The organism is Methanomassiliicoccales archaeon, from assembly GCA_026394375.1.
In the GTDB taxonomy this organism is placed as follows: domain Archaea; phylum Thermoplasmatota; class Thermoplasmata; order Methanomassiliicoccales; family UBA472; genus JAJRAL01.
Genome location: JAPKYJ010000026.1, coordinates 20,752 through 46,353 on the forward strand (window position 1 = coordinate 20,752; position 25,602 = coordinate 46,353).

A 25,602-nucleotide genomic window follows, 5' to 3' on the forward strand; every position below is an offset into this window, starting at 1 on the left:
GACCGGCGCAGCCATGATTATATTGGCCATTAGGCTATACCAGTCCGAGGTCGCGTTCTCATGGAGACCAAGAAAGCCCTCATCACGGGCATCACTGGTCAGGACGGTTCATACCTGGCTGAACTCCTGCTCTCAAAAGGCTATGAGGTGCATGGCATCATTCGCCGAGCGAGCACTTTCAACACCTCCCGCATCGATCATATCTATGAGGGGCCGCAAGAGCCGCACCGTCATCTGGACCTGCACTACGGAGACCTATCCGACTCCGAGCAGCTATCCAACATAATCTACAACATCAAGCCAGAGGAGATCTACAACCTCGGAGCGCAGAGCCATGTGCGGGTGAGCTTCGATATGCCTGAGTACACAGCGAACGTCGTCGCCACCGGCACGGTCCGCATCTTGGACGCGGTCAGACGCAGCGGCAACAAGGTCCGCTTCTATCAGGCGTCGAGCAGCGAGATGTTCGGCTCGTCCCCCCCTCCACAAGGCGAGAGCACGCCTTTCGCTCCTCGCAGTCCCTACGCCTGTGCCAAGGTGTATGCATACTGGATGACGCGCAACTATCGCGAAGGCTACCACATGTTCGCGTCCAACGGCATACTCTTCAACCACGAGTCCCCCCGCAGGGGCGAGACCTTCGTCACCCGCAAGATCACCCGGGCGATAGCGGCCATACTGGCCAAGAAGCAGGACTCGCTCTATCTGGGCAACCTCAAGGCCCGCCGGGACTGGGGGTACGCCCCGGAGTACGTGGAATGCATGTGGCGCATCCTGCAGCATGATGAGCCAGGGGACTTCGCCATCGGCACCGGAGAGGCACATTCCGTTCAGGATTTCGTGGACGCGTCCTTCGCCTATGCCGGTCTGGACTCGAAGAAGGTCATCAAGGTCGATCCCCGCTACTTCCGGCCCACGGAGGTGGAGGTGCTTATCGCCGATCCATCCAAATCCAGGAAGGTTCTGGGCTGGAAGCCGAAGGTGAGCTTCGAGGACCTGGTGAAGATCATGGTGGACGCGGACATGCGCGCTGGCGGCCTGGAGGCCATCGGCGAAGGGGACAAGGTCCTTCGACGCAAATTCGCTCGGAAATGGTGGGGGAAGGACTAGATGTCCTACTTCGAAGGAAAGAGGATCGTGGTGACTGGAGGCGCGGGCTTCCTCGGCCGCCACGTAGTGACCCAGCTGAAGAGCAGAGGGGTCAAGGAGAAGGACATCCTGGTACCACGCAGCTCCCGTCTGGACCTGCGTCGGTGGGAAGATTGCACCAAGGTATGCCAGGAAGCGGACGTGGTCATCCACCTGGCCGCCCGGGTGGGGGGGATAGGTTTCAACCGCCGCAATCCGGCCACCCTCTTCTACGACAACGCCATCATGGGCATCCAGCTGATGGAAGCGGCCAGGCAGGCCAAGGTGCTCAAGTACATCGCCGTGGCCACGGTCTGCTCGTATCCCAAGTTCACCCCCATCCCTTTCAAAGAAGAGGATATCTGGAACGGCTATCCAGAGGAGACGAACGCCCCTTATGGCATCGCTAAGAAGAATCAGTTCGTGCAGGCCGACACCTACAGAAGGCAGTACGGTCTGAACGCCGTCGTTCTGGTCCCGGTCAATCTCTACGGCCCCTGGGACAATTTCGACCTGGAGGATTCGCACGTCATCCCCGCCCTGGTACGGAAGATGGTCGAGGCCCGCCAGGCGAAGGCGCCGACGGTCGAGCTCTGGGGCACCGGCAGCGCCTCGCGGGAGTTCCTCTACGTGGAGGATGCTGCGGAAGGCATCGTGCTGGCTGCGGAGAGATACAACTCTTCCGAGCCGGTCAACCTGGGAACGGGGAAGGAGATCAAGATCCGTGAGCTGGCGGAGCTCATCCAGCATCTCACAGGGTACGAGGGTAAGATCGTGTGGGACCCTACCAAGCCGGACGGACAACCGCGCCGCTGCCTGGACGTGAGCAAGGCCCGGGAGCGCTTCGGCTTCGAGGCCAGGACGCCCTTCGAGGACGGTCTGAGGAGCACCATAGCTTGGTTCGAAGAGCATTATCCAGGCCGTTAGGTTCAGGGGGATTCAGCCGGCAAAGGGCAAATCATTTTAGGCCTCGCTCGGCATCGGGAGGGGCATATGGACCTCATCAGCGAGCTGATGAACTTTCTCACCCAGATATCAGCCAATCCGCTGGAGTACTCCATAGTCCTCTATGTCTACAGCATCCTGGCGGCCGTCATCCTGCCCATCCCGGTGGAGTTCGGGCTGTTCCTGAGCGCTTCGGTGAGCATCATCATCAAAGCGCTCATTCTAGGAGCGGGGAAAGCCACCGGCAGCATACTGGTCTTCTATCTGGGTGTCAAGGTCGAGGGTCCAGTCCGTTCCTGGTCCAGGCGATTCCGCTGGTTCAAGTGGCTGGTGGACAAGATGGAGTGGCTGGTGAACAAGCTGAGTTATGTGGGGCTCTACATCATCCTCAGCATACCGCTGATGGTGGACACGGTACCGGTGTACCTGTTCTCCATATTCAACAAGGAGGGCAAGACCCTGCAGCTGCGCTACTTCGCCCTGGCCAATTTCCTGGCCGGGTTCACCCGGGCCATGATAGTGTTCACCGTCTTCGAGATCATGGGCATCAAGCTGCTGTAAGCCCTGGCTCAGCATGGCACTGGGGCGGTATCCAGGCGTACCGTAGAAAAATATTTATGCGACATGCGAATACAACGCTATGGTTCAGAAGAAAACCATTCTCAAGATTCTCTCGGAGTACGACCCCGATGAGATAACTATCGCCACCCTCTGCTCCCACTCGTCCCTGCAGATCTTCAACGGGGCCAGGAAGGAGGGTTTCCACACTCTAGGAATAGCCATCTCGCAGAACACCCGCTTCTACGAAGCCTTCCCCTTGGGCAAGCCGGACGAGATCATGGTGCTTGCCAACTTCCAGGAGATGCTGGACAAGGCCGACGAGCTCATTTCCAAGAACGTCATCGTCATCCCCCACGGCTCTTTCGTCGAGTATCTGGGAGCGAAGAACTTCGAGAAGATGGCCGTGCCCACTTTCGGGAACCGGTCCGTGCTTTCCTGGGAATCGGACCGGGAGAAGATGCGGGATTGGCTGATCTCCGCAGGCATTGACATGCCGGACAAGATCGACGATGCCAAGAAGATCGATCGGCCAGTGCTCGTGAAATACCACGGTGCCAAAGGCGGTCGAGGCTTCTTCATCGCCAAGGACTATCCCGAGTTCAAGATGGGGATCGATGCGTCCCAACCATACACCATACAGGAATACATCCTGGGCACCAGGTACTACCTGCATTTCTTCTATTCGCCCATCAAGGATTCAGGCTACAAGGTGCTGGACGGTTCTCTCGAGCTGCTCTCCATGGACCGCCGGGACGAGAGCAACATCGATGAGCTGTATAAGTTGGGCTCCTCGGAGGAGCTCAAGCGCCTGGGCTATTTCCCCACGTTCGTGGTCACAGGCAACGTGCCCGTGGTCCTGCGCGAATCCCTCCTCCCGAAGGTGTTCGAGATGGGTGAGCGGGTGGTGAAGCGTTCCGAGGAGCTCTTCGGCGGCATGATCGGGCCGTTCTGCCTGGAGTCCATCGTCACCGACAAGCTGCAGTTCAAGGTGTTCGAGATCTCCTCGCGCATCGTGGCCGGCTCAAACCCATTCGTTTCAGGATCGCCCTACTCCGACCTGATCGAGCCAGAGATGTCGACCGGACGGCGCATCTCGCGCGAGATCAAGCTCGGTCTGGAGCAGGACAAACTGGACCGGATCATTTCATGATCCATGTGATCCTGGCTGAGGCCGAGGTCGAGCTTCTTCCTTCAACCGTTAAGGGGAGGCTACCGGGCGTCCACATCTTGGACTCCTTTCTGGACAGAGATCTGGTCCGCTCTTTTCCCGATCCAGAAAGAAGAGGACGAGCCGACGTCGCGCACAGTGCCCTGGTGCTGCTCCTCAGTTCAGAGCAGTTCGAGCACGGCCACCTGCGGGTCTGGTTGCACACTCGTGGGGACGAGGTCATAGAGATCGGACCGAGGGCGCAGGTCCAGCCGAACTACCTCGATTTCCTGGTCTCATTGAGCGCTCTCTACGATAAGGGTGCGCTGGGGGAAGGAGAGGCCAAGTGGAGCATTGAAAGGCATACGACCTTGGACCATTTGCTTTCTCGCTTGGCCGTGGACGCGGTCCTGCTCCTCTCCCCGCGCGGCGAGCGGATTCCATTGGAGGCGCTTCTGAACGAGTTGCACCATATGGACCTAGCGATTGTCGTAGGTGCATTTCCAGAGGGAGATTTCCCAAAGGACACCTACTCATTGGCAGACCACGTTGTTTCGTTGTCGGAGAAGGAGATGACCGTGCCCAGTGTGATCTGCGAACTGCTGAGCAGCCTGCGCCACTGACCTCTACCAGCCGCGCTCTTGCAGACGCTGCTCCGGTTTGATGGTGGAGATATCGATGCCTCGCATCGCTTCCCCCAGGCCGCGAGACACCTCGGCCAGGACGCTCGGGTCGTCGAAGTTCGTGACCGCCTCTACTATGGCTCGAGCCCTTGGCCCCGGATCGTCGGACTTGAATATCGCCGAACCGACGAAGACGCCGTCGGACCCGAGCTGCATCATCATGGCCGCGTCGGCCGGGGTGGCTATGCCACCAGCAGCGAAGTTGATGACCGGCAGGCGCTGCAATTCCGCCACCTCTCTGACCAGATGGACTGGGGCTTCGATCTTCCGGGCGATGGCGTTCATCTCCTCTTGGTCCTTGCCCTTGAGCTCGCGCACCTGGGACATGATGGCACGCTGGTGCCTTACCGCCTCCACCACGTTGCCAGTGCCCGCCTCGCCTTTGGTGCGGATCATGGCCGCACCCTCCTCGATTCGCCGCAGCGCCTCGCCCAGATCGCGCGCCCCGCAAACGAAGGGCACCTTGAACTTGGTCTTGTCCACGTGATAGAAGGGGTCCGCAGGAGTGAGAACCTCGGACTCGTCGATCATATCCGCTCCGAGAGCTTGCAGTATCTGCGCCTCCACGAAGTGGCCGATGCGGCACTTGGCCATGACCGGGATGGTGACCGCTTCCATGATCTCCTGGATCTTGACCGGGTCGGCCATTCGGGCCACGCCACCCTGTGCTCTGATATCCGCAGGCACGCGTTCCAGAGCCATGACGGCCACCGCGCCAGCATCCTCCGCGATGCCTGCCTGTTCCGCGTTGGTGACGTCCATGACCACCCCTCCTTGTTGCATCTTGGCGAATCCACGCTTCACCAGTTCGGTCCCGAAACGAAGCTTGGTCATGTCCAACTCGAATGGCACTTAACTCACCGACACGCTCTAATGGCCACCTCTTATATGAATTTTGACATGAAATGACCATAAAGCGACTACAATGCACCATAAAGTACAGTAGGTGCGGTCCATGACATTATCTTGAACGAGCCCAAAACGGTAAAATAACCTTCGCCCTTATCGTGGCCTGATGGTCGCCAAGCGCATGATGAACGTGCCCGAGTCCGGGACTATGAGGATCGCCAACATCGTCAGCAAGCTCAAGGGCGAGGGCGTGGACGTCATCTCCTTCTCGGTTGGAGAGCCAGACTTCCACACTCCGGAAAACATCACGCAAGCGGCGGTCAAGGCGCTCAACGAGCACTTCACCCATTACACTCCTTCCGCGGGCATCCCGGAGCTGCGTAAGGCGGTGGCGGAGAGATCGAAGAGGGAGAATGGCATTCCTTGCGAGGACAAGCACGTCATCATCACCCCTACCAAGCAGGCCATCTTCATGGCCTTCCTGGCCATGCTGGATGAAGGGGACGAGGTCATCCTGCCCGATCCTTCCTGGGGCACGTTCGAGGCCTGTGTGCGGGTCCCCGGCGGCATCCCCAAGTTCGTGGTCGTGAGGCCGGCGGACGATTATCGATTAATGCCAGAGGCGGTGGCTGAGGCCATTACGTCCAAGACCAAGATGGTGCTTATCAACACCCCATCCAACCCGCTCGGCTCGGTAATGGAGAAGGAGGACGTGAAGGGCATCGCTGACCTGGCGAGGGACCATGACCTGACGGTGCTCTCGGACGAGACATATGATAAAATAATCTTCGATGGCAAGCATCACTCCATTTCTTCCCTGCCAGGCATGTTCGAGCGCACCATCACGGTCAATGGTTTCAGCAAGACCTATGCCATGACCGGCTGGAGGGTGGGTTGGTGCATCGCTCCCCCTTCCATAACCAGAGAGATCAACAAGATCCAAACGCAGTCCATCACCTGCTGCACCTCCTTTGCCCAGGTCGCTTGCATCGAGGCATTGAAAGGTCCGCAAGACTCGGTCAAGGGCATGGTGGCGGAGTTCAAGGCCAGGCGGGACCTGGTCTACGGGCTCATGTCCGAGATCCCGCAGTTGAGGTGCCCCCGGCCAAAAGGGGCCTTCTACATGTTCCCCTCCTATGAAGCGAAGATGAACTCCGAGGACATGGCCGCCTATCTACTGGAAAAGGCGCACGTCGCCGTTACCCCTGGTTCAGCCTTCGGTCCGTCGGGCGAGGGGCATCTGCGGATATCATACGCCGCCAGCCGCAAGAACCTGAGCGAGGGCATGAAGCGCATCAAGGACGCCTTGGCAACGCTCTGATCAGACGCGGTCCTCGGGGATGAGCAGGTTCGGAATGCCATCCTCGATCGGATAATCTATGCGGCATTTTGCACAAGTGAGGACGCCTTCCAGTATCTCTCCTTTCTCCTCCTTGGTAACCTTGAGCTCGAGAGGGTGCGACTTGCACTTCGGGCAGGCGAGGATGTCAAGCAGCCGGCGCTTCATATTCCCAGCCGGGGTAGCACTTGGCCGGATAAGTCATTTGCTCACCATCGCCTTAAAATGCGGCGAAGCCAATCACACGAACGCCGCAGGTGTATCGTTTGGTCAGGGTGAGCGTCGTCATTCCCACGCACGGCCGCATCGCCGAGGTCCAGGTGGCGGTAGCGTCGGTGCTCTCCCAGGGCGTCGAAGGGCTCGAGATCATCGTGGTCAACGACCGGCCGCAGGACCGGGAGGAGCTGGACCGTCGGCTCGTATCCCTCGACAATAGGGTAAGGCTGATCCACAACGAGCGCAACATCGGTGCTCCCGCAGCCCGGAACAGAGGCATCGCGGCGGCGAAAGGGGAGTTCATCGCCCTCTTGGATGACGACGATCGTTGGCTCCCGGGGAAGCTTCCGAAGCAATTGGCGCTGATGGAGCAGAACAGAGAGCTCGGCTTCGTCAGCTGTGGCTACCACGATGAATGGCTGGGGAAGGACCGATTTCCTGAGATCAGAGGTAAGATAGACCGTCAGTTGCTGCATACCTTCTCCAACATCGAGACGTCGACCATCCTCATGCGGGCGGAGCTGGTCCGTCGGACCGGAGAGATCGACGTCAGCTTGCCCAGCGAGCAGAACCATGACTTCTTCTACCGCATGGCGAAGCTGGCTCGGTTCGACTATGTGCCGGAGGTGTTAATGTTCAAGAGCGCGCCCCCGGCGCAGATCTCCCGCAGCCCCCGTAAAAAGATCGTCGGGTACGTTCGTTTCCACCGCAAGCATCGCTTGGACATCCGATCTCTGGGGATCAAGGGATCAAGCTTCATCATGGTCAAGTTCCTCGTCACCCTGGTCGCTTTCTTGATCTTCGCTGGCAACGAGAAGCACGTGGACACTCTGTATGAGGATGTTCTGCGCAAGCTCTCTGGCAAGTCGTGATGCGCAGCTTTTTATCGAGACACGCGAGTCCCTGGCCTCGGTGAGAGAATGAATGTCCTAGACCTCAGGAGCGACACGGTCACACTACCATCGAAGGAGATGCTGGACAGTATCACGAGCGCCGAGCTGGGCGATGACGTATTCGGGGAGGACCCCACGGTCAACCAACTGCAGCGCCTGGCGGCCGAGCGATTCGGGGCGGAAGCCTCCCTTCTCGTGCCCTCGGGCACCATGGCGAATCTGGTATCGGTCATGACCCATTGCCGCCGAGGCGATGAAGTGATCGTGGAGCAAGATGCGCATATCTACTACTACGAGGTGGGAGGGTTGTCAGCGATCGCCGGCACCATTCCCCGCTGGATCAAGGGGGACATGGGCATCTACACCGCCCAGCAGCTCCGTGACACCGTCAGAGCGCCGGATTTGCATCTGCCCCCGACAACGCTGGTGAGCATCGAGAATACGCACAATCGAGCCGGAGGTACAGTGTGGACGCCGAAGCAGGTGGAAGAAGTGGCCGAGACCGCTCACGACCTTGGGGCGAAGGTGCACATCGACGGCGCGCGCATCTTCAACGCCTGCGTCGCTCTGGACGTCTCACCGAGAGAATATATGCGCCACGTCGACTCTATATCGTTCTGCCTCTCCAAGGGTCTGAGTTGCCCCGTCGGCTCGCTCATCGTTTCCAATGCGGACTTCATATCCAAGGCAAGGAAGAACCGCAAGATCCTGGGTGGAGGGATGAGGCAGGCAGGGGTGATCGCGGCACCCGGCATCGTGGCGCTTAACACCATGGTCGACCGCCTGAAGGAGGACCACGAGAACGCCAAGCGCCTGGCCAAAGGGCTGTCCGGCATCGATGGAGTGCGGATCGACATGATGACGGTGCAGACGAACATCGTCTTGGCCGACGTTTCTGGCACAGGAATGACCTCCGAGGAGGTGAGCGATCGGCTCGAGAAAGAAGGGGTGCTGGTGGTGACCTTCGGACCGAAGACGATACGTTTCGTCACGCACCACGGCATCGTGGCCAATGACATCGAGAACGCGCTCGCCCGGGCTGAGAAGGCCCTCGAATCGAGGTCGCGCTAGGGATTCAGGGCCTCATTCCAGAACTGCGCGCTCACCTTGGCCGACGAGTGCTTCTCCTTGACCTTCTCCGCCGTGGCTAGTGCGATCTTGGAGTATCTTTCCCTGTCGTCAAGAATGGTAGAGAGCATTTCCGCCACTTCCTCCGGTTGCCGGTATCGGAGACAGTCCCTATCCGTATCGATCTGGATGTTCTCGAAGGTGAAATTCGAGCCGATGCAGAGAAGCCCGCATCCGAGGGCGGTGAGGACCTTTCCCTTGGTCCCGGTGCCGACGGCGATGGGGAAGATGTGCACCTGACCAGTGGCGAGTTCCTCCTCATAGCTATCCACCCAATTTGCCATAGAGGTGGCGAATCCAGAATTCTCGAGCCTGCGGGCATACTCCTCGTAGCCCTTGCCCACGAAGCGGAACTCCACCCGGTCCGACAAGTCTTTCCTCATGGAGATCGAGTCGATAGCCCGCCTAAGATGGCTGCCGACGAAGACCGTGCCTCCCCCTCCGGAGAAGAACACTCTCAGCTTGCCCGGCCTATGCGCGATACTAGTCTTAATCGGGACGACGTCGTAGAGGGGGTGCGGGACGTAGAATGCCTTTGCGTTCCCGTTGTTCAGCTCGAGATATCGCCTGACGTCCTCCTGGCCGACCATGTGCATGCGGGCGCTCGTCTTGCCCCAGGCCTTCTCCAGCCTGAGGTTGCAGCGGAGGAGCCTCTTCTCCCTTCTGATTCCTGCAGCGTCCAGGTCCCCGTAGCCAAGCGCCCTCTCGTTGTGCAGGACGGCGGAATCGGGACCGGAGACCATCACGTTGGAACACTTCAGCTTGGGCATCCAATCGATCAGCCAGTGAGGGTACATCCAAACCAGGTCCGGCTTTGACTCATTGATCCTTTCCGCGATTTCGGCCGCCGGCGGAAACATGCCCACGCTGCCCGGGAATCCTCTTGCTCGCGCCAGGGACAGGTGCCAAAGCCGACGCGCCTTCTCGGGGCGGGGCAGTTCCCGCGCGCTCGCCAAGCGAAGGAGGTTGATGCATGCCTCGCTCGACGCCCTGTGCTCCGATGCTCCTGAGAAATAGTAGAGGTCGATCTCCAAATCCATGGGCGCATGCTTGAGCAACTGGAACGGGTTCGCGGTGGGCGCTTGCAGGTTGTACTTGTGCGGGGGGAAGGCTTGCATGACTGCGCAGCGCATCATCTCGACCTCGATCCTTGGATGTCAAGGGAGCGAACCGGATATCCTTCCTTCAATTGATGTAGGTTCCGTCCTTTTGATTAGAAACGGATATGTTGTCTTACCGACATGGGGAAAGGCGACGGGGTGGAGAGTTGAACGATCTGCGCGTTCTGACCTTGGTCAGGACCTCCGCCATGGGAGGTATCGAGACCTACGTGCTCGATTTCGGGAGCTACCTGAGACAGAGGAACGTCCGCCTGACGGTGGCTTCCGAGCATCGACCGTTGCTGGCCGCCGCTATGGATCGGGGGTTGGGCGCAGTGCCCCTTCCCCCATTCGCATTCGCTGACAAGGCGACGCAAGCAGGTCAGATCGGGGGATTCCTCAAGGCGATGAATGCGCTGGTGAAGCACGTCCGCAGCGAGAAGATCCAATTGATCCACGTGAACGCCTCATCGACCTCGGCGCTGCTCTTGGGGCTATGCCTCTCCCGCCGGGTCGGTTTGCCGTTCGTCCTAACCTTCCATGGATCGAGGACCCTTGATTGGCCCCTGTTCCGTCTGGTGGCCGGCGTCGTCTCCCGTTTCTCCATGGCCACGGTGAGCGTTTCGCACGCCGTCGCGGCCTCTTTGAAGGAGGCATTGGGAGAGCACGTGCAACCGACGGTGATATACGGCGGGGTTCCGAGCGTCCCAGTTCCGATGGTGGATAGGGAATGGAAGAGGATTGGCTTCGTAGGTCGATTGAGCGAGGAGAAAGGCCCGCTGCAGCTTGTCAGGGCTATGCCATTGGCCCTCAAGGAGGATCCCGGGATACGTCTCTCGATTATCGGGGAAGGACCGGAGCGGGAGAAGATACTCGAGGCGGTGAGCGCCCTGGGGATCGGCCATGCCGTGACCGTCGAAGGATGGGTGGATCATGCCGCGCTCCCTGCGAGGCTCGCTCAGCTAGGGCTCCTGGTCATGCCATCCCATAGCGAAGGTATGGGGAGCGTGATGCTCGAGGCGATGCTCTGCCAGACCCCGGTCCTGGCGACCGCGGTCGGCGGCATACCGGAGGCGGTGACAGATGGAGAGACCGGCTATCTGATTCCAGATCCAGAGCCATCGACGATAGCCCAAGGCATACTGCGGGCACTCGGATCATCGGCCGCCGATCGCGTCGGCGAGCGGGCGAGGGAGAGGGTCCTGAGCGAGTTCTCCTATGATAGGGCGCTCGCGAATTGGTGCGGCATCATCTCCAGGATCGTACCCCGGAGGGGCGAGCCTGCGGAATAGGACCCCCATTCGCCTCTTCGTTCAAGGTCCATTGCGTTTCCCAACCAATCGCCCCGCAGCGCCATCAAAGAGCATTTCTATGATGCAGCTCATCCATTCAATCGAGAGTGGGAGACGCAAAGCATGCCAGTCGTGAAGCTATCCTCTCAGTCCCGTGAATGGCCCTGGTTCAGACAGACGCCTGGATCGAAAGGGGCCTGGGGAGAATGCCAGTTCACCGTGGATCCATCCGTTCAGGAGTGCGACTTCTGGGTCGTCTATGAAGGGTTGGCCGAGAGGGAGTCGGCGAACTGCCCCAAGGAGAACACGGTCCTGATAGCGGGCGAACCGGCCTCGATACGGAGCTACGATCGCGATTTCCTTTCTCAATTCGGCAGAGTGATCACCGTCCAGCGCAGGCTCAAGCACGACAACGCGGTGCGTTCGCAGGTGGCATTGCCCTGGTGGGTCGGTATGCGGCTGATTCCCACCTCCAACCGGCTTCACAAATGGGAGAACGGCAGCAATCTGGACTATGACAGGCTCAAGACGATGGAGAGGCCCAGCAAGAGCAAGATGATCTCGGTCCTGACCTCGGATAAGACCCGGACGAAAGGCCATAGGAAGAGGCTGGAATTCGCAAGAAGGCTGGAGTCAGAGTTCGGAGCAGAGGTGGACGTCTTCATCTATGGCAAGAACGGGCCCGCCGACAAGTGGGATGCAATCGCAGACTACCGATATCACATCGCCATCGAGAACTGTCGATGTCCGGACTATTTCACCGAGAAGCTATCGGACACGTTTCTCGGGTTCTCGCATCCCCTGTACTATGGCTGCACCAATATTGGCGAATACTTCCCGAGGGGGTCGTTCACCGAGATCGACATCAATGATTGGGAATCGTCCATCCAGACCATCCGAAAGGCTATTGACGATGACAGGTTCGCCCACTTTAGGGAGGAGCTGATGATGGCTAGAGAGCTGATTCTGGACCAATACAACCTCTTTCCCACAGTCGCTGAGATGGTCAAGTCTTCCAATGCTAGTGCACGTTCAGGCCGCACCGTCTTGGATCCCGAGGTAAAGAAGCCAAGAAGACCGTGGGAATCGCTGCAGACGATCTTCTCCAAATGCTAGTTGAGCTCCACGGAAGTGTGATATCAACTGACACCGTGAAGGGTTGAGGCGCGTGAGCGCCTAGACTTCTTCGCGAATGTTAGAAGAGTGGATACTCCGTTGGTGTTTGTTAGAGAACATAACATGCCAGACAAGGTGTCCTGTTGGTATACTGAGGAGCAGATAGATAAACGCAAGGTCTGGGAATGGTTCAAGGTGCGTAAGTACGCCGTGAACCGTGTCCGACAGGGCGAGAGCCAGGCGAATGCCGCTCGACTGGCCGGGGTGCGCAAGCCGACGACAATCGGCAAGGTGGAGCGATGGCACCGAACGCCGGAGGACGAGATCCTCCAGCAGCTGCAGGGCGACCCGCAGCTGTTCCGGCGTCTGCTGCCTGGCTTCATGGAATGGTACAACTGCGGGCGTCCTCACTTATCGCTTGACAAGAGGACGCCATTGGAGGTCTTCCTCGTAGATTTCATGAATCCGGAGGAGATTACTGGTCTCGCAAGCATCCACGAGGTCGCTTGATAGCACACCCATTGATGAGGATGGGGTGATCGGCGTGGTCCCGCAATTACTCAGCAAGCCCTGATGCTCCACGGCGCCTTCGGGCGGCCCCTCGGAGAAGAGAGCCTCGGCTGCTCACAGAAACGATAATAGTCAACCTAACAAATGAAGTGGGGCCTAAGGATATGATTGGAAGTGGCTGGTAGTGCAGTGGTCGATTCTGTACGAAATAACGGCGGTGGCGGTCCCGAGACGGACGTCTTCATTCTCTCCTACTGCCGTCCTGAATACCTTAGGGAGGCGGTGTTGTCAGTACTCAGGCAATCGGACCGGCCACGACAGATCTGCGTTCTCGACAACGGCAGCCCTCCTGCTGTCTATGAGTCGGTCGAAGACCTCATCAATGGAGGCGTCAAGTGGGTGGGCGCGGAACGGACCCAATCTCCCTTCTGGAACATCCGTCGCGCCCTCCAACTGTCCGCGGGGAGGTATCTGGTCATTATGCACGATGATGACCGGCTTCATCCAGATTACGTTCGTAAGATGTCAAGGTACTTGGATTATGACCCCGGAGCTGTTGCTTTAGGCTGCAACGCTCTGAAGATAGATCACAGCGGCTCTGCGCTGCAGACCTACTTCAAACCGGAGAATGGGTCTGTGAAGCGGATTGCGAATTCCGCGGAGTTTGCTCTCCAATGCGCCCTTGGACATTGCATCTTCCCTAGCATGATATATCGCACGGACATGGCGAGAAAGGTCGATTTCAGGGAGAGCGAGTTCGGCAAATATGCCGATGCCATATACCTCTGCGAGCTTGCTGGATTCGGTCCCATCGCCTATAGCCAGGATGCCCTGTACGAGTACCGGGTCCATCCAGGTCAGGACGTGAAGGTCCGGGACAGCGAGTATCTAAGGAGGCACGACCGCGAGCTGTTGAGGATCGCCGAGGCGGAAGCCAGGATCGGGAGAAAAGTCCGCAGAGCGATAGCAGCTTCTCAGACCAAGCGAGCATATGGCCTCTGGGCGGACCGGTTCAAGAAGGAGCGCACATTAAGATCGATATTCGCCCAGGCTGGGCAGGACCGGCCCGATATATTCTCGTATGCAGGTTTCCTCCAGGGGACATTCGAGTACGTGGCGATGTCGGTCATGAATCGGAGGATTGGCCTGCCTCGCCTCCCAGACAAAGGAGGGGCCTAGGCCCCTCTTCAAAAGAGATCACAGTATCCTTGCGGCCATCGAGCCAACGAAGAACACGCCAAGAGCGAGAAAGGCTCTTTTCCAGATCGCCTTTCTGACGAACGGTATCAGCTCAACATGCTCTTGATCGAACCCCGCCATCACCGAAGAAGGTTCGACCCCACTGTTCTCCAGACCTCTTCTTATCCGGCCATGACGCACGTACTTGCGAAGGAGCTTGATCGGATCGGTCGAATAATCGTGATAGATCAGTGGCGCAGGGTCGTAGATTGACAGTCCGCCATTGTTCTGCTTGATGATCCGCGACAAGAGCTCGGTGCCTTCGAAGCCCCCCTGGACGGGGATGTTCATGTTGAATCCCCCCACCATTATCAGAGCGCCCCGCTTGAACGATGAATTGCCCTCGAGGTTGATCGGGGACGGCTTGGCCACGGGTCCGAGGTCATAATGGAAGGCGAGGATGTTGAGCTGGTTCTCGGTCCTTCCAAGGCAACGCCCTCTCACGGCCACCACCCCTGGACGCTTGTGCGCGTCCAGGTGCCCCCTCACGAAGCCAGGCGCGGGGATCGCATCATCGTCCAGAAAGATGCAGATGGCGCCCCTAGCAAGCATTGCGCCAATATTCCTGCCGATCTGCAGCCCGAAGTTCTTCTGCAGCCGGACATACTCGCAGGTGAACATGCGGGCGGTGGAAGATGCATCCTTTGCATCGCTGTTGTCGATGATGAGCACCTCGAAGCTTCCATTCTGCTGGGCTTTGAGGGCTTCCAGGTTCTCCTGGAGCAGGGCCAGGTCGACGTTGTAGGTGACTATGATGACGCTTGCCTCAACAGGTGTTGGCAAGACCCCGAAGACCTGATGGTCCACAATGGTCGATTCAAGCCTCCTCGTCGTCTCGGGATCGAATCTCGGCGCCGGATCGCTCACGTCCCGTATTCAAGAGTGTCTCAACATAAGCTTTCTGTCCCTAGGCCCTTCCCGCCATCCGCAAGCTCCCCAAGCATAAGGTTTATCTATGGCTCCCCTTGATACGGGTGGGTCATGCCACGATATGACACGCCTGACTGCGCATTCGATTCTGACGTTGCCGCAGCTGGCATGCCGGGCATAGACGATTCGATCCCGGAGTTGGATGACATCCAGAGCTGCAGTGGAAGTGGATCCGGAAGCGGAAGTGGAGGAGCATCGCAGATACTCCTCCGGCGCTCCGGGCGGTTCTGAATCTCCCGCTTGGGGTCCTTGGGGGGTGTATCTGTGAGCAATAGACTATTCACTGTAGGCCCTGTCGAGGTCTTTCCGGACACGCTGCAAGCCATGGCCAAGCCGATGATCATCCATCGTGGGGAGGACTACAAGCGATTGCAGCGCGGAATAGTGGAGAGATTGCACAAGGTGCTGGACACGGATATGCACATCATGATGGCGCCCGCTTCGGCGACGGGTTTCTTGGAGAGCTGCGTGCGCTGCGGCGTCGACGAGAGGACGATGGGCTTGAGCAACGGCTCGTTCGGCGATCGCTGGGCCTCCATAGGTAGCGCCAACGGAAAGAAGGTGAAGAAGGTCGAGGTGCCCTGGGGCAAGGCCATCCGCTGCCTGGACGTGGCGGACAAGATGGAGCCAGGGATCGAGGCTGTAACCCTGGTCTCCAACGAGAGCAGCACCGGCGTGCTCAATCCGACCGCGGAGATAGTGAAGACGCTGAGGGCGGAGTACGATCCTCTGATATTCGTCGATGGCGTCACCTCGGTAGGCGCCGTCGACCTCAAGCTCCGAGAAATGGACATCGACGCCCTGGTGTTCGGCACGCAGAAGGCCTTCGCCCTGCCTCCTGGCTTGGCGATCATCTGCGTCTCCGACCGCCTGCTGAAGAAGGCAGAAAAGGTGAAGAACCGCGGCTATTACTTCGACCTCATCGAGATCAAGAAGATGGCGGACAAAGACCTGCCCTTGACCACCCCGCCCGTCAGCATCATGTACGGCCTCGACCACCAGTTGGACAAGATGCTCCGAGAGGGCATGGCGCGGCGATATGCCCGACACCACGAGATGGCGGAGGCGGTCAGGAAGTGGGCCACGAAGCGTTTCAAGCTCTATGCCGAGGAAGGCTATCGCTCGGAAACCATCACCGTGGTGGAATCCGGCAAGCTTCCGTTCGAGATGCTGGACAAGAAGCTCAAGGAGCGGGGGTTCGAGGTCTCGCCCGGGTATGGCAAGATCAAGGACGACACCTTCCGCATCGGGCATATGGGCGACCTCACCATGAAGGACATCAACGACCTTACAGGAACATTGGACGGGATACTGGAGGAGATGAAATGAAGCTGCTAGTGACGGACGAGCTCTCTAAGGATGGATTGGAGATACTGACCAAAGGCTCGGGGGTGCAGGTGGACGTCAAACCAGGTATCCCGCAGGACGAGTTGATCCGCATCATCCCAGAGTACGAAGGGCTGATCATACGCAGCGGGACCAAGGTCACTAAGGAGGTGGTCGCCGCCGGCAAGAAGCTGAAGGTCATCGGCCGGGCGGGCGTGGGCGTCGATAACGTGGACGTCGAGGCAGCGACCCGGAGAGGCATTCTGGTCATGAACACGCCCATGGGCAACATCGTCTCCGCGGCCGAGCACACCATGGCCATGATGCTGACGCTGACGCGGAAGATCGTCTGGGCCGACGCTTCCCTCAAGTCTGGCAAGTGGGAGCGAGGTAAGTTCATCGGCACGGAGCTCAACGGCAAGACCCTGGGCATCGTCGGGGTAGGTAGGGTCGGGAGTGAGGTGGCCAAGCGCGCCAAGTCCTTCCAGATGAAGATGGTGGGTTTCGATCCCTTCCTCCCTCCCGAGGTCGCCGTCAAGCTCGGCGTCCGCCTATTGCCCCTGGAGAAGGTGATCGAGGAAGCCGACGTCATCACCATCCACGCTCCTCTGACGCCTTCGACGAAACACATCATTGGCAAAGCCCAGTTCGAAATGATGAAGCCGAACGTCATGCTTATCAATTGCGCCCGGGGTGGCATCGTGGACGAGGAAGCGCTTTACGATGTTCTGAAGAGCAAGAAGATCGCCGGTGCGGCGCTGGACGTCTTCGAGAACGAGCCGCCAAAGGGCTCGAAGTTGCTGGAACTGGACAACATCGTCGTCACTCCGCATCTGGGTGCCAGCACCAAGGAGGCGCAGGACAAGGTCTCTCTAGAGATGGCGGAATGCGTGAAAGCGTTCCTCAGCGAAGGGCGCATCTCCAACGCCGTCAACGCTCCCGTGGGCAAGATCGATCCCAAGGTGCTGCCCTTCATGCCCGTGGCCGAGATGCTCGCCAGTTTCGCATTCCAGATGGTGGATGGGCCAGTGAAGAGGGTGGAGGTGAGCTGCTACGGTGAGATCGCCACCCTGGACACCAGGATGGTGACAACCTCCGCATTGATCGGCGTATTGTCGAACATCATCGGCGAGCAGGTGAACATCATCAACGCCGGCTCCATCGCCAAAGAGAAGGGCATCCAGGTGGTGGAGAGCAAGGTCGAGGAGTCCACCCGATACCAGAACATGGTCTCGGTCAATGTGCATTCGGACGGCATCAAGCACGAGGTCCGAGGGACAGCCTTCCCCTCCTCTCAGCCCAGGCTCCTGGGCGTGGACGAATACGATATCGACATGCCCATCGAGGGTGATTTCCTGCTCACCATGCACAACGACGTGCCGGGTATGATCGGGCGCGTAGGCACCATACTGGGCGAGAAGCACATCAACATCGCTCGCATGGGCGTAGGGCGTGAGTCCAAAGGCGGCAAGGCGGTCATGCTGGTGGCGGTCGACAACATCGTGCCCAAGGAGCTCCTGGATAAACTGAAAGGACTCAAGGACTTCAGCGAGGCACGCTTCATCCGCATGAGCCAGCGGCCAAAGGAGTACATGGTGGTCTGAGGAGGCGCATTCTCGCCAATCTCATCCGGCCGGCAAGGCAGCGCGCTCACTTCGAGCGCAGCTTACCCTCCACACTTCTCACCTTGAAGGTCATGGCGTCCTCAGAGCCACCTCGATCATCTATCTCGATGCTGGTCACCACTCGGTTGCTCATCTCTCGCATCTTCTTGTGGCAGCGCAAGATGACCTCCATAACCTCGTCCAGGTCTCCTTCCACTATGGTCGACATGGGAGTGAGCTGATGCTTCAGGCCGCTCTCTTTCACCATCCGCACGCATTCCGCCACGTACTCGCTCAAGCTTTCTCCCTTGCCAACTGGCAACACTTTGAACTGTGCGATCAGATCGCTCCCTCCTTGCATTCCGCTAGACCGTGGTACGATGACCAAATCTTTCGAGGTCATGGTCCAGAGGTCGGCCGGAAAGTCAGCCAGCATTGAGCCAGCCATTCCAGGATGTAGCCGCCTCAGGTCTTGCTAGTCAAGGAATGTATATATAGTCGTTTCCAAATCATCAATTTCTAATATGTTCCAAAGGCGCTATCCGCGCCGGTTATGAGGGGGGCTACGCAGAGTGATGGCAAAGAACGCGAGCGTGAAGGGCGTCTCTCCCGCAAAGGCTGCCAAAGGAAACGGGAAGGCGGCCAGATTGGAGTTCGCCCGGGAAGAAAAAGTGGATGAAGAGAGCATTGTTGTCACGGCCAACGGCAAGGTCATGACCCTGACGTTGGACGATCTGACGCAGGCCATCAAGACCACCATAGACCGCCAGGGCATGCCCGAGGACCAGGCGCGGGCCATGGCCCAGCACGTGATGAACTTCTTTGGTTACTCCGAGCGGATCATCGACAACATTCTGGAGCCCGAGGACCGGGATGCCTTCTACATGTTGGAGGACACCGGGATATTGACCACGGAGCGAGAAGAGACCACCCTGTACGATGGGCGGGAGTGGCGAATCCATTATTGGCTTTTTAGGAAAGAAAGGATCTTTGAGATTATAAACGGCGGCGGCAACGGCGTCGGAGAACTGGCCGGAGCGGACTCCGTCTACGACGAGGTCCCGGACGAGGTTTGGCAGCGCACCGAATGATCTTCTGACATCGACCTATCTCGGCAAGGCGCAGTTTCGGCAGACCCCCCGAAAGCCTATTCACCGCCAGGCGGCTTGTCCAGCGGATGGACCTTTTCCCTTACGCACCGAGAGAGCACCAACAGGATTTCATCGAGGCCGTGTCCAACGTTCTGGAGAAGGAAAGGCACATCGTTCTGGAGAGCGGCACCGGGACCGGCAAGACCATCTGTGCGCTCACTGCAGCGTTGCAGGTGGCTCTCAAGCAGGGCAAGAAGGTGGTGTATCTGACCAGAACGAACTCGCAGCAACGCCAGGTGCTGCTCGAGCTGAGGAAGATCAACCAGCTCAGCCCCGTCTTCGGCATGGGCGTCCAGGGGAGGCAGAGCACCTGCCCCCTGTTGATGCGCGACCAGGAGCTCAAGCAAGGCAACGCAGAGGAACTCTCGAGGCTCTGTTCGGAGAAGAAGCGCCGCACGCTCGCGGACCGCAATGACGGCTGCGTCTTCTACCGCAACCTCCTGGAGACCGATTTCGAGGAGGTGGAAGCGTACTGCAAGCAGCGCCTGCCCACCGTGGAGGAGTTCGTGGAGTACTGCGATGGACGTAGCATCTGTCCATACGAGCTGTCCAAGGAGCTGCTCTCCGACGCCACGGTGGTCATCGCCCCCTATGCCTACTTCTTCATGCCCTTCGTTCGCAGCGCCTTCCTGGAGAGGATGAACGTGGTCATGGCGGAGCTGATCATCGTGGTGGACGAGGCGCACAACCTGCCGGACTACGCCCGGGAGACGAGGAGCGCGCAGCTTTCCAGGCGCTCCCTGGACCTGGTGCGAAAGGAGGTCGATGAATACGGAGATCCGGAACTGCTCAACGGCATCAGCCTGCTGGATTTCGTCAACGTGCTGGAGAAGCTCATGGACGATGCGCTGGACGAGTATCTCATCGATGACGACGGTCTCATTCCCCCGGATCTCATCGATAGCGGCCTGCTCTCGGCCTTCTCCACTACCTCCCGTTCGTTGTCCATAGCCGCCAAGGCCATGATGACCCACGGCGAGATAGTCCGGGAGAACAAGAAGGAGCAAGGCCGCCTTCCCCGATCGTACATCTACTCTTTCGGCGCATTCATCAGCTTCTGGCTCAACATGGACGAAGAGTACTACGTCAAGCTAATCGTGGGAGGAGAGAACCCTTGCTTCGAAGGCTCATGCCTCGATCCTTCCTTGGCCTGCTCGTTCTTCGAGGAGAGCGCCGGCTCTCTGCACATGTCCGGCACGCTGGCCCCGCTCTACGAATACCGCGATTCCATCGGATTGCCGAAGGACAGCGCCATGCGCACCTTCCCCTCGCACTTCCCGCCCGAGAACCGGGCGGTGCTCTTCGCTGAGGACGTGACCACCAAGTTCGAGGAGATTGCCCAGGACGAGGGCATCATCCCTCGATTGGAAGACCACGTGGTCACCCTGTGCAACGCCGTGGACCGCAACACGGTGGTCTTCTTTCCTTCCTACGCGCTGATGGAGCGCTTCCTCCAGGACAGGGTGTTGCTGCGCATCCGAAAGAACGTTCACCTGGAGGAGAGGGGCATGGCCCAGTCGGAGCTCATGGAAACCGTGGCGCAGTTCAAGCGCCCCAGTGAGAAAGGGGCGGTGCTCTTCGCCGTCATGGGTGGGCGGATCAGCGAGGGCATCGACTTCCCGGACCGGGAGTTGCAGATGGCGCTTTTGGCCGGTGTGCCCTATCCCAAACCAACGGCCAAGCAGAGGGCGCTCCTGCACTACTATGAAATGAAGTTCGGCAAGGGCTGGGAATACACCGTCAAAGTGCCCGCCTCGCGCAAGATGCAGCAGGCCATGGGGCGCTTGATCAGGAACGAGAACGACATCGGGGCGGCGGTCATTCTGGACAAGCGGGCAAAGCAGTTCGCCGACCGCTTCGAGTCGAGGGCGAGCGAGGATCTCCTGAAGGACGTCCTGGCGTTCTTCGCTGAACGGGAGAGGGGTGCGAAAAGTTCTTAATCACTGGTCGGAATCAGCGAGCGATGGACCTCCTCCTGGCGGCAGGTATTGGCATCTGGGTCATGCTGCCCGCCCTGATACCCAACTCTGCCGCGGTGCTTTTGGGAGGCGGCAGACCGGTGGACCTAGGCCGCTCCTGGAAAGGCAAGCGGATACTGGGAGATGGGAAGACCTGGTGGGGACTTCTGGGGGGAGTGATATTCGGCACCCTCGCCGGTCTGCTGCAGATACTGGCTGCTCTGGCCTATCCGGCCGATGTCTGGATGCCAGAAGCACCGGTGAACTATGGCTTCGGACCGATGCCCTCGGCGGCCCTCATCGTATTCCTGCTCGCACTGGGAGCGATGCTGGGGGACATGGGCGGGGCCTTCGTCAAGAGAAGGAGGGGAATGGGAAGGGGGGAGAAGGCGCCACTGCTCGACCGACTGGATTTCGTGGTGGGAGCCTGGGTCTTGGCCTTGATCTTCTTTCCCAATTGGTTCCTCAAGACGTTCATTTATGACACGGGACTGGTATCCCTAGTGACGGTGCTCATCTTGGTCCCGGTGCTTCACCGACTGATCAACATCGCCGGTCATAGACTCGGCATGAAGAATGAGCCGTGGTGAGGATATGGACGCGGAATTGAAGCGATTGCTCAAAGAGTGCGGCGCCCTGCTGTATGGCGATTTCACGCTGGCATCGGGGAAGAAGAGCAGGTATTACATCGACATCAAGAAAGCGAGCACTGATCCCAAGGTCCTGGCGCGGATCGCGGATTCCATGGCCAGGGAGATGACAACATGGGATTCCAAGCCGGATAGGATCGCGGGCGTGGTGCTCGGTTCCATCCCTCTGGCGGTGGCGCTCTCTCTTCGTACTGGCATACCTTTCATCATGGTGCGCAAGGAGAAGAAGGAGCATGGCACGGGTAAGCAGATCGAGGGCGTCCTGTCTCATGGTGAGAACGTGCTGATAGTGGAGGATGTAATCACATCTGCAGGCTCGTCCGTGGAGGCGGTGAACATTATCAGGGCCGCCGGGGGCAAGGTGGTGGAGGTCATCACGGTCATCGACCGCCAAGAAGGGGGCGAAGCGAAGTTAGGGGGGCTGGGGGTTCGTTTGCACGCGCTGCTCACGGCGGAGGACGTGCTGAGGGACTGAGATGCGTCTGGACCTGCAGTGCACCCGCTGCCGTTTGTTCGAGAAGAGAACGCAGGTTGTGCCTCCCGACGGACCACTGGGCGCTCGAATCGTTTTCGTAGGCGAGGGTCCAGGCGAGAAGGAGGACATCCAAGGTCGGCCGTTCATCGGTCGGGCGGGCAAGATGCTGGACCGTTTACTGTCCGAGCAAGGAGTGCCCCGCTCGGAGATCATGATCACCAATACGGTGAAATGCCGTCCGCCAGAGAATCGCCGCCCGAGAGAGGATGAGATGCGCGCTTGCCTTCCTTACCTGGAGCAGGAGCTGGAAGGAAGAACGCTGATCATAGCCCTGGGAAAGACCAGTTCCGAGAACCTTTTGGCCAGAAAGGTCAACCTCGCTAGGGAGGCGAATGTCGAGCTTCTGATCCAGATCATGGGGAAGGGGATCCGGGTCATCCCGGCCTACCATCCATCAGCGTGTCTGTATAACTTGAAAGCGCGGCAATCGCTCGGGCAGACCATGCATCTGGTGCGCGAGGAGCTCGACCGGCTCAGAAGCGCTTCTTCCACAGGAACTTGAGGTTCCTCCAACCGTCCTTCCAGGAGGAGAGCTTCACCTCTCCCACCCGCTTCCGGTAGGTTATCGGCACTTCCTTGGCCCGAAGCTTGCGGAAGGCCTCGATCTTGATCTCCTCGGAGAAGGGCATTCCGTCGTTCTGGACGTCGAGCTTGGCATAGGCATCCTTGCGGAACACCCACATCCCGCTCTGCGAGTCCTTGATCCTCACGTTGAAGAGCAAGCGGGTGGTGAAGTTCAGGATGCCATTGCCGAAGCGATGCTTGGCGGACATCGCCCCCTCCTCCAGGTCGGCGAAGCGGTTGGTGGTGATGAACTGCAGGTCCTCTCTGACCAGGAGATCGATGAGCTTGGGGATGTCCTCGGCCGGGTAGGTGCAGTCGGCGTCCAGAGTAGCAATTACCTCGCCACCGACCTTATCGAAGCCGGTCTTGTATGCTCGACCGTAGCCACGGCGTGGTTCCTCGATGACCAGAGCACCTTTCTCTCTGGCTATGTCCCTGGTCCGGTCCTTGGAGCTCGTGTCAACGATTGATATATCATAGGGCAGGCCAGTGGGCCTCATGACCGAACGTACGACGTCAATGACCCGGCCGACGGACTGCTCCTCGTTCATGGTGGGGATGACTATGCTGACCTTCAGCAGGAACACCGTGGGCGGAATGGACAGGGGCGATATTAGGTTGTCCCTTGTGCCTTTCCACGAGATCGGGGACATGACTCCTACTGAGCCACGTTCTAGCATTTGCGCTGGATGATCACCTGGAAGGCGTTAGCGAAGCACCATAGAGGGGGAGCATTGGCCACTAGTCGGTTGCCTATGCGATACAACCTACGTTGTGGATTGGGTTGTGTCTTCAAGACGTATCGTATCGGAAGGGAATCCAGGAGTGCGCGGAACTGGCCATAGCTCAGGAGGTGATAATTCTCGTATGAACCTTTGCCGAAGGCCTTGGTGTAGTGGTTTGCCACGCCCTTCGGCAGGTAAGAGAGGAAGGGCAATCGAAGGTGCGGCTCCAACGGGAACCATTTGTTGGGGGTGTTCAGGTACATGACCCCGCCGGGCACCATCATCTCGACGCACCGCTCCAGGAGGAGCCTCTGGTCCTGCACGTGCTCCAGCACATCGCTGAGGATGACGACATCATAGCGCTCAATTGGCCGTAGGTCGTAAGCGGAGAGTCTTCTGAAACGGACGTTGGTGATGCCCAAATGTTCCGCTTCCCTTCGGGCGAGTTCCAGGTTCGCTTCATGGATGTCCACTCCTAGGACGCATTTCGAATAGGGAGCCAGGCTCAGGGACACCACACCCTCACCGCAGCCCACGTCCAGCACCGAGCAATCGCGGAAATCCTTCTTCAGTTCGGGAGAGAACATGGAGATGTAGTCTAGCACTTGGCGGGTGCGGTACTGATCGCGGTCGTAGCTCATCGGAAATCAGCGGTCCTGACCTTTCCTAGGTCAAGCGAACGGCGAAACGGTAATAAAACATGCTCGATGACGACCATCCTGCGATCTTCTCAAGGTCCGGTCCTTGGCCTGCGCTCCCCGAACAGCTTGTATCCCACATAGCCGGTCATGGCCACCGCCAGCCTGGTTAGGGACCAGACGGTCACCTTCTGCCGGAACATCCTCAGGGGGTCATACTTCGTCCACAATGAACCGTGCTTCATGGTCAGCTGCTTCCTCCCCGCCCCGTTCCAGAAAGCCTGCTTGAAGAAGCCGTAGAGGGTGGACTTCAACCGATGGTAGACAATGGCCTTGGGATTGTAGGTGAGCTTGTAGCCCTCCTTCACCGCCCGGAAGTTGAGATCGATGTCCTCGGCGGTGATGAACCAGTCGTCGAACCCTCCGATCTGGTCCAGGATCTCCTTCCTGAAGGCGAGATTGCAGCTGGGGAATGACAGGTCGAAGCCTTTGTAGTTGAGCTCTACCCGGTCCAGCTCTTCCCATGCCCGCAGCCCCATGGAAATGGTCTTGCCTGCCACGATATCCGCCCCCGCCTGCATGGCCTCCCGCATCTCTTTGAGCCAGAAGGGATTGGCGATGCAGTCGCCGTCGATGAAGGCCACCACATCCCCCGCCGCCATGGCTATGCCGTGGTTACGGCTACGTCCTCTTTTCCCAGCTTTTATCAGCGGCTTGACCGTCTGGTATCTCTTGGCATATTCCTGAAGAATGGCCCAGGTGCGGTCCTTGGACCGGGCATCGACGGCGATGATCTCCAAGGGACCTTCTTGGGTCACCAGACCGTCCAGTAGGTCGGCGATGTTGCGCTCTTCGTTGAATACGGTCAGGACCACACTAACTTTCATTCCCACCTTTGAAGGATTGTTCGCATAAAGCGTTTTTGTTCCGGGAAACCCCCATGCATCCACATCCGCATCAATGGAGCGCAGATTCGGAGAGGCAGGAGCCAGGCGGCGGGGCTTCATTATTCTTCGGATTGCGAAAGGATTGCTGGGAAGAGGTTAAGGGGTTCGATGAGGGTTACCGCATCATGCTCTCTCGGTGGTATATCTCCACCTGCATCTCCGCCGAAGTGGACCACGATTGCCATACCACCCAACGACACCGCAACGAACTGAGGGAGTTCAGCGGCCTGGACCATTTCAAGGAGTTGTGGCCGAAGGAGCGGATCAAGCAGGTGCTGAAGGCAGGGAAGGCGGGGAAGTTCCGGATCTACGACGAGTAGCTCTGCTACGCTGATTCGGCATGATTGGACATCAGATTGTCACCTATGGTCCTCCTGGCTTCTAAGGACGGGTCGAAGCGCAAGATGATATCGACCCAGCGCTCGTCA

The 25,602-nt window shown here is 58.7% G+C and carries 29 protein-coding genes; 20 read left to right on the top strand and 9 right to left on the bottom strand.

The genetic code is table 11. The features are described 5' to 3' along the window. Nucleotides 1-60: 60 nt before the first annotated feature. The 5 genes from gmd to NT137_07485 all read left to right on the top strand — a co-directional run bounded on the left by gmd (nt 61) and on the right by NT137_07485 (nt 4,404). Nucleotides 61-1,110, top strand: a complete 1,050-nt coding sequence (gmd, locus tag NT137_07465) for a GDP-mannose 4,6-dehydratase (protein MCX6653169.1) — start codon at nt 61-63, stop codon at nt 1,108-1,110. Continuing rightward, nucleotides 1,111-2,055 carry a GDP-L-fucose synthase gene (locus tag NT137_07470; protein MCX6653170.1) on the top strand — a complete coding sequence of 315 codons (945 nt, stop codon included), beginning with the start codon at nt 1,111-1,113 and terminating at the stop codon, nt 2,053-2,055. It abuts the gene before it with no gap. Nucleotides 2,056-2,121: 66 nt separating this feature from the next. After that, complete coding sequence (locus NT137_07475; protein MCX6653171.1) at nt 2,122-2,634, top strand: hypothetical protein; 513 nt, start codon at nt 2,122-2,124, stop codon at nt 2,632-2,634. Between the two features lie 79 nt (nt 2,635-2,713). Beyond that, nucleotides 2,714-3,784, top strand: coding sequence for a formate--phosphoribosylaminoimidazolecarboxamide ligase (locus NT137_07480; GenBank protein MCX6653172.1), 1,071 nt, complete (start codon nt 2,714-2,716; stop codon nt 3,782-3,784). Then, nucleotides 3,781-4,404 carry a hypothetical protein gene (locus NT137_07485; protein MCX6653173.1) on the top strand — a complete coding sequence of 208 codons (624 nt, stop codon included), beginning with the start codon at nt 3,781-3,783 and terminating at the stop codon, nt 4,402-4,404. Before NT137_07480 ends, NT137_07485 begins: the two co-directional genes overlap by 4 nt. A 3-nt stretch (nt 4,405-4,407) precedes the next feature. Here the strand turns inward: NT137_07485 and pdxS are convergent, their stop codons facing one another. Beyond that, entirely contained in the window at nt 4,408-5,298 is an 891-nt protein-coding gene (gene pdxS / locus NT137_07490) for a pyridoxal 5'-phosphate synthase lyase subunit PdxS (GenBank protein MCX6653174.1), read from the bottom strand. A 181-nt stretch (nt 5,299-5,479) separates the two neighbouring features. Between pdxS and NT137_07495 the strand changes: the two genes are divergently transcribed. Beyond that, complete coding sequence (locus tag NT137_07495) at nt 5,480-6,634, top strand: pyridoxal phosphate-dependent aminotransferase (protein ID MCX6653175.1); 1,155 nt, start codon at nt 5,480-5,482, stop codon at nt 6,632-6,634. On the opposite strand, the gene NT137_07500 is transcribed toward NT137_07495, so the two are convergent. Continuing rightward, nucleotides 6,635-6,820 (bottom strand): methytransferase partner Trm112, encoded by a 186-nt coding sequence (locus NT137_07500; GenBank protein MCX6653176.1) that lies wholly within the window; start codon nt 6,818-6,820, stop codon nt 6,635-6,637. A gap of 89 nt (nt 6,821-6,909) precedes the next feature. On the opposite strand from NT137_07500, the gene NT137_07505 reads away from it, so the two are divergent. Both NT137_07505 and NT137_07510 read left to right on the top strand, forming a co-directional pair. Beyond that, the gene (locus NT137_07505; GenBank protein ID MCX6653177.1) at nt 6,910-7,740 is read left to right on the top strand and encodes a glycosyltransferase family 2 protein; all 831 of its coding nucleotides are present in this window, start codon (nt 6,910-6,912) and stop codon (nt 7,738-7,740) included. 48 nt (nt 7,741-7,788) lie between these two features. After that, a complete protein-coding gene (locus NT137_07510) occupies nt 7,789-8,832 on the top strand; it encodes an aminotransferase class I/II-fold pyridoxal phosphate-dependent enzyme (protein MCX6653178.1) in 1,044 nt (347 codons plus the stop codon). Here the strand turns inward: NT137_07510 and NT137_07515 are convergent. Then, nucleotides 8,829-10,025, bottom strand: a complete 1,197-nt coding sequence (locus tag NT137_07515) for a glycosyltransferase (protein MCX6653179.1) — start codon at nt 10,023-10,025, stop codon at nt 8,829-8,831. The two genes, NT137_07510 and NT137_07515, sit on opposite strands and share 4 nt — an antisense overlap. A gap of 131 nt (nt 10,026-10,156) precedes the next feature. On the opposite strand from NT137_07515, the gene NT137_07520 reads away from it, so the two are divergent. From NT137_07520 to NT137_07530, 3 genes are all read left to right on the top strand, one after another. Next, nucleotides 10,157-11,281, top strand: coding sequence for a glycosyltransferase (locus tag NT137_07520; GenBank protein MCX6653180.1), 1,125 nt, complete (start codon nt 10,157-10,159; stop codon nt 11,279-11,281). A gap of 123 nt (nt 11,282-11,404) precedes the next feature. Next, entirely contained in the window at nt 11,405-12,397 is a 993-nt protein-coding gene (locus NT137_07525) for a glycosyltransferase family 10 (GenBank protein MCX6653181.1), read from the top strand. Between the two features lie 123 nt (nt 12,398-12,520). Beyond that, entirely contained in the window at nt 12,521-12,907 is a 387-nt protein-coding gene (locus NT137_07530; GenBank protein MCX6653182.1) for an integrase core domain-containing protein, read from the top strand. Between the two features lie 288 nt (nt 12,908-13,195). On the opposite strand, the gene NT137_07535 is transcribed toward NT137_07530, so the two are convergent. Beyond that, complete coding sequence (locus NT137_07535) at nt 13,196-13,411, bottom strand: hypothetical protein (protein MCX6653183.1); 216 nt, start codon at nt 13,409-13,411, stop codon at nt 13,196-13,198. 219 nt (nt 13,412-13,630) lie between these two features. Between NT137_07535 and NT137_07540 the strand changes: the two genes are divergently transcribed. Beyond that, nucleotides 13,631-14,086: a hypothetical protein gene (locus NT137_07540; protein MCX6653184.1), complete on the top strand. Its 456-nt coding sequence runs from the start codon at nt 13,631-13,633 to the stop codon at nt 14,084-14,086. 18 nt (nt 14,087-14,104) lie between these two features. Here NT137_07540 and NT137_07545 read toward each other — a convergent pair whose 3' ends face one another. Next, nucleotides 14,105-14,953 carry a glycosyltransferase family 2 protein gene (locus tag NT137_07545; GenBank protein MCX6653185.1) on the bottom strand — a complete coding sequence of 283 codons (849 nt, stop codon included), beginning with the start codon at nt 14,951-14,953 and terminating at the stop codon, nt 14,105-14,107. A gap of 387 nt (nt 14,954-15,340) precedes the next feature. Between NT137_07545 and NT137_07550 the strand changes: the two genes are divergently transcribed. Together NT137_07550 and serA are read left to right on the top strand one after the other, a co-directional pair. Further along, nucleotides 15,341-16,405, top strand: coding sequence for an alanine--glyoxylate aminotransferase family protein (locus NT137_07550; protein MCX6653186.1), 1,065 nt, complete (start codon nt 15,341-15,343; stop codon nt 16,403-16,405). After that, on the top strand, nt 16,402-18,006 hold the full coding sequence (gene serA, locus NT137_07555; GenBank protein MCX6653187.1) for a phosphoglycerate dehydrogenase: 1,605 nt from the start codon (nt 16,402-16,404) through the stop codon (nt 18,004-18,006). Before NT137_07550 ends, serA begins: the two co-directional genes overlap by 4 nt. A 46-nt stretch (nt 18,007-18,052) precedes the next feature. Here the strand turns inward: serA and NT137_07560 are convergent, their stop codons facing one another. Then, the gene (locus NT137_07560) at nt 18,053-18,454 is read right to left on the bottom strand and encodes an MTH1187 family thiamine-binding protein (GenBank protein MCX6653188.1); all 402 of its coding nucleotides are present in this window, start codon (nt 18,452-18,454) and stop codon (nt 18,053-18,055) included. Nucleotides 18,455-18,581: 127 nt separating this feature from the next. Between NT137_07560 and NT137_07565 the strand changes: the two genes are divergently transcribed. From NT137_07565 to NT137_07585, 5 genes are all read left to right on the top strand, one after another. Beyond that, the gene (locus NT137_07565) at nt 18,582-19,097 is read left to right on the top strand and encodes a hypothetical protein (protein MCX6653189.1); all 516 of its coding nucleotides are present in this window, start codon (nt 18,582-18,584) and stop codon (nt 19,095-19,097) included. An 86-nt stretch (nt 19,098-19,183) separates the two neighbouring features. Beyond that, nucleotides 19,184-21,097, top strand: coding sequence for an ATP-dependent DNA helicase (locus NT137_07570; protein ID MCX6653190.1), 1,914 nt, complete (start codon nt 19,184-19,186; stop codon nt 21,095-21,097). A 23-nt stretch (nt 21,098-21,120) separates the two neighbouring features. Continuing rightward, nucleotides 21,121-21,705: a CDP-2,3-bis-(O-geranylgeranyl)-sn-glycerol synthase gene (locus NT137_07575; protein MCX6653191.1), complete on the top strand. Its 585-nt coding sequence runs from the start codon at nt 21,121-21,123 to the stop codon at nt 21,703-21,705. A 4-nt stretch (nt 21,706-21,709) separates the two neighbouring features. Then, complete coding sequence (gene pyrE, locus NT137_07580; protein ID MCX6653192.1) at nt 21,710-22,240, top strand: orotate phosphoribosyltransferase; 531 nt, start codon at nt 21,710-21,712, stop codon at nt 22,238-22,240. A 1-nt stretch (nt 22,241) separates the two neighbouring features. Then, a complete protein-coding gene (locus tag NT137_07585; protein MCX6653193.1) occupies nt 22,242-22,802 on the top strand; it encodes a uracil-DNA glycosylase in 561 nt (186 codons plus the stop codon). On the opposite strand, the gene NT137_07590 is transcribed toward NT137_07585, so the two are convergent. The 3 genes from NT137_07590 to NT137_07600 form a co-directional block, all read right to left on the bottom strand. Further along, nucleotides 22,774-23,451: a glycosyltransferase family 2 protein gene (locus tag NT137_07590; protein ID MCX6653194.1), complete on the bottom strand. Its 678-nt coding sequence runs from the start codon at nt 23,449-23,451 to the stop codon at nt 22,774-22,776. The two genes, NT137_07585 and NT137_07590, sit on opposite strands and share 29 nt — an antisense overlap. Before the next feature lie 86 nt (nt 23,452-23,537). Beyond that, entirely contained in the window at nt 23,538-24,230 is a 693-nt protein-coding gene (locus NT137_07595; protein MCX6653195.1) for a methyltransferase domain-containing protein, read from the bottom strand. A gap of 89 nt (nt 24,231-24,319) precedes the next feature. Further along, nucleotides 24,320-25,114: a glycosyltransferase gene (locus NT137_07600; GenBank protein MCX6653196.1), complete on the bottom strand. Its 795-nt coding sequence runs from the start codon at nt 25,112-25,114 to the stop codon at nt 24,320-24,322. Nucleotides 25,115-25,245: 131 nt separating this feature from the next. On the opposite strand from NT137_07600, the gene NT137_07605 reads away from it, so the two are divergent. Continuing rightward, nucleotides 25,246-25,494, top strand: a complete 249-nt coding sequence (locus NT137_07605) for a hypothetical protein (protein ID MCX6653197.1) — start codon at nt 25,246-25,248, stop codon at nt 25,492-25,494. The last annotated feature ends 108 nt before the right edge of the window (nt 25,495-25,602 follow it).

Excerpts from the sequence above, each read along its gene's own strand:
- gmd (MCX6653169.1), top strand. The coding sequence starts at position 61 with ATGGAGACCAAGAAAGCCCTCATCACGGGCATCACTGGTCAGGACGGT.
- NT137_07470 (MCX6653170.1), top strand. The coding sequence starts at position 1,111 with ATGTCCTACTTCGAAGGAAAGAGGATCGTGGTGACTGGAGGCGCGGGC.
- NT137_07475 (MCX6653171.1), top strand. The coding sequence starts at position 2,122 with ATGGACCTCATCAGCGAGCTGATGAACTTTCTCACCCAGATATCAGCC.
- NT137_07480 (MCX6653172.1), top strand. The coding sequence starts at position 2,714 with ATGGTTCAGAAGAAAACCATTCTCAAGATTCTCTCGGAGTACGACCCC.
- NT137_07485 (MCX6653173.1), top strand. The coding sequence starts at position 3,781 with ATGATCCATGTGATCCTGGCTGAGGCCGAGGTCGAGCTTCTTCCTTCA.
- pdxS (MCX6653174.1), bottom strand. The coding sequence starts at position 5,298 with ATGACCAAGCTTCGTTTCGGGACCGAACTGGTGAAGCGTGGATTCGCC.
- NT137_07495 (MCX6653175.1), top strand. The coding sequence starts at position 5,480 with ATGGTCGCCAAGCGCATGATGAACGTGCCCGAGTCCGGGACTATGAGG.
- NT137_07500 (MCX6653176.1), bottom strand. The coding sequence starts at position 6,820 with ATGAAGCGCCGGCTGCTTGACATCCTCGCCTGCCCGAAGTGCAAGTCG.
- NT137_07510 (MCX6653178.1), top strand. The coding sequence starts at position 7,789 with ATGAATGTCCTAGACCTCAGGAGCGACACGGTCACACTACCATCGAAG.
- NT137_07515 (MCX6653179.1), bottom strand. The coding sequence starts at position 10,025 with ATGATGCGCTGCGCAGTCATGCAAGCCTTCCCCCCGCACAAGTACAAC.
- NT137_07525 (MCX6653181.1), top strand. The coding sequence starts at position 11,405 with ATGCCAGTCGTGAAGCTATCCTCTCAGTCCCGTGAATGGCCCTGGTTC.
- NT137_07530 (MCX6653182.1), top strand. The coding sequence starts at position 12,521 with ATGCCAGACAAGGTGTCCTGTTGGTATACTGAGGAGCAGATAGATAAA.
- NT137_07535 (MCX6653183.1), bottom strand. The coding sequence starts at position 13,411 with ATGAAGCCGGTCATCATCGTGCATAATGACCAGATACCTCCCCGCGGA.
- NT137_07540 (MCX6653184.1), top strand. The coding sequence starts at position 13,631 with ATGGCGAGAAAGGTCGATTTCAGGGAGAGCGAGTTCGGCAAATATGCC.
- serA (MCX6653187.1), top strand. The coding sequence starts at position 16,402 with ATGAAGCTGCTAGTGACGGACGAGCTCTCTAAGGATGGATTGGAGATA.
- NT137_07560 (MCX6653188.1), bottom strand. The coding sequence starts at position 18,454 with ATGGCTGGCTCAATGCTGGCTGACTTTCCGGCCGACCTCTGGACCATG.
- NT137_07565 (MCX6653189.1), top strand. The coding sequence starts at position 18,582 with ATGGCAAAGAACGCGAGCGTGAAGGGCGTCTCTCCCGCAAAGGCTGCC.
- NT137_07570 (MCX6653190.1), top strand. The coding sequence starts at position 19,184 with ATGGACCTTTTCCCTTACGCACCGAGAGAGCACCAACAGGATTTCATC.
- NT137_07575 (MCX6653191.1), top strand. The coding sequence starts at position 21,121 with ATGGACCTCCTCCTGGCGGCAGGTATTGGCATCTGGGTCATGCTGCCC.
- pyrE (MCX6653192.1), top strand. The coding sequence starts at position 21,710 with ATGGACGCGGAATTGAAGCGATTGCTCAAAGAGTGCGGCGCCCTGCTG.
- NT137_07585 (MCX6653193.1), top strand. The coding sequence starts at position 22,242 with ATGCGTCTGGACCTGCAGTGCACCCGCTGCCGTTTGTTCGAGAAGAGA.
- NT137_07595 (MCX6653195.1), bottom strand. The coding sequence starts at position 24,230 with ATGAGCTACGACCGCGATCAGTACCGCACCCGCCAAGTGCTAGACTAC.
- NT137_07600 (MCX6653196.1), bottom strand. The coding sequence starts at position 25,114 with ATGAAAGTTAGTGTGGTCCTGACCGTATTCAACGAAGAGCGCAACATC.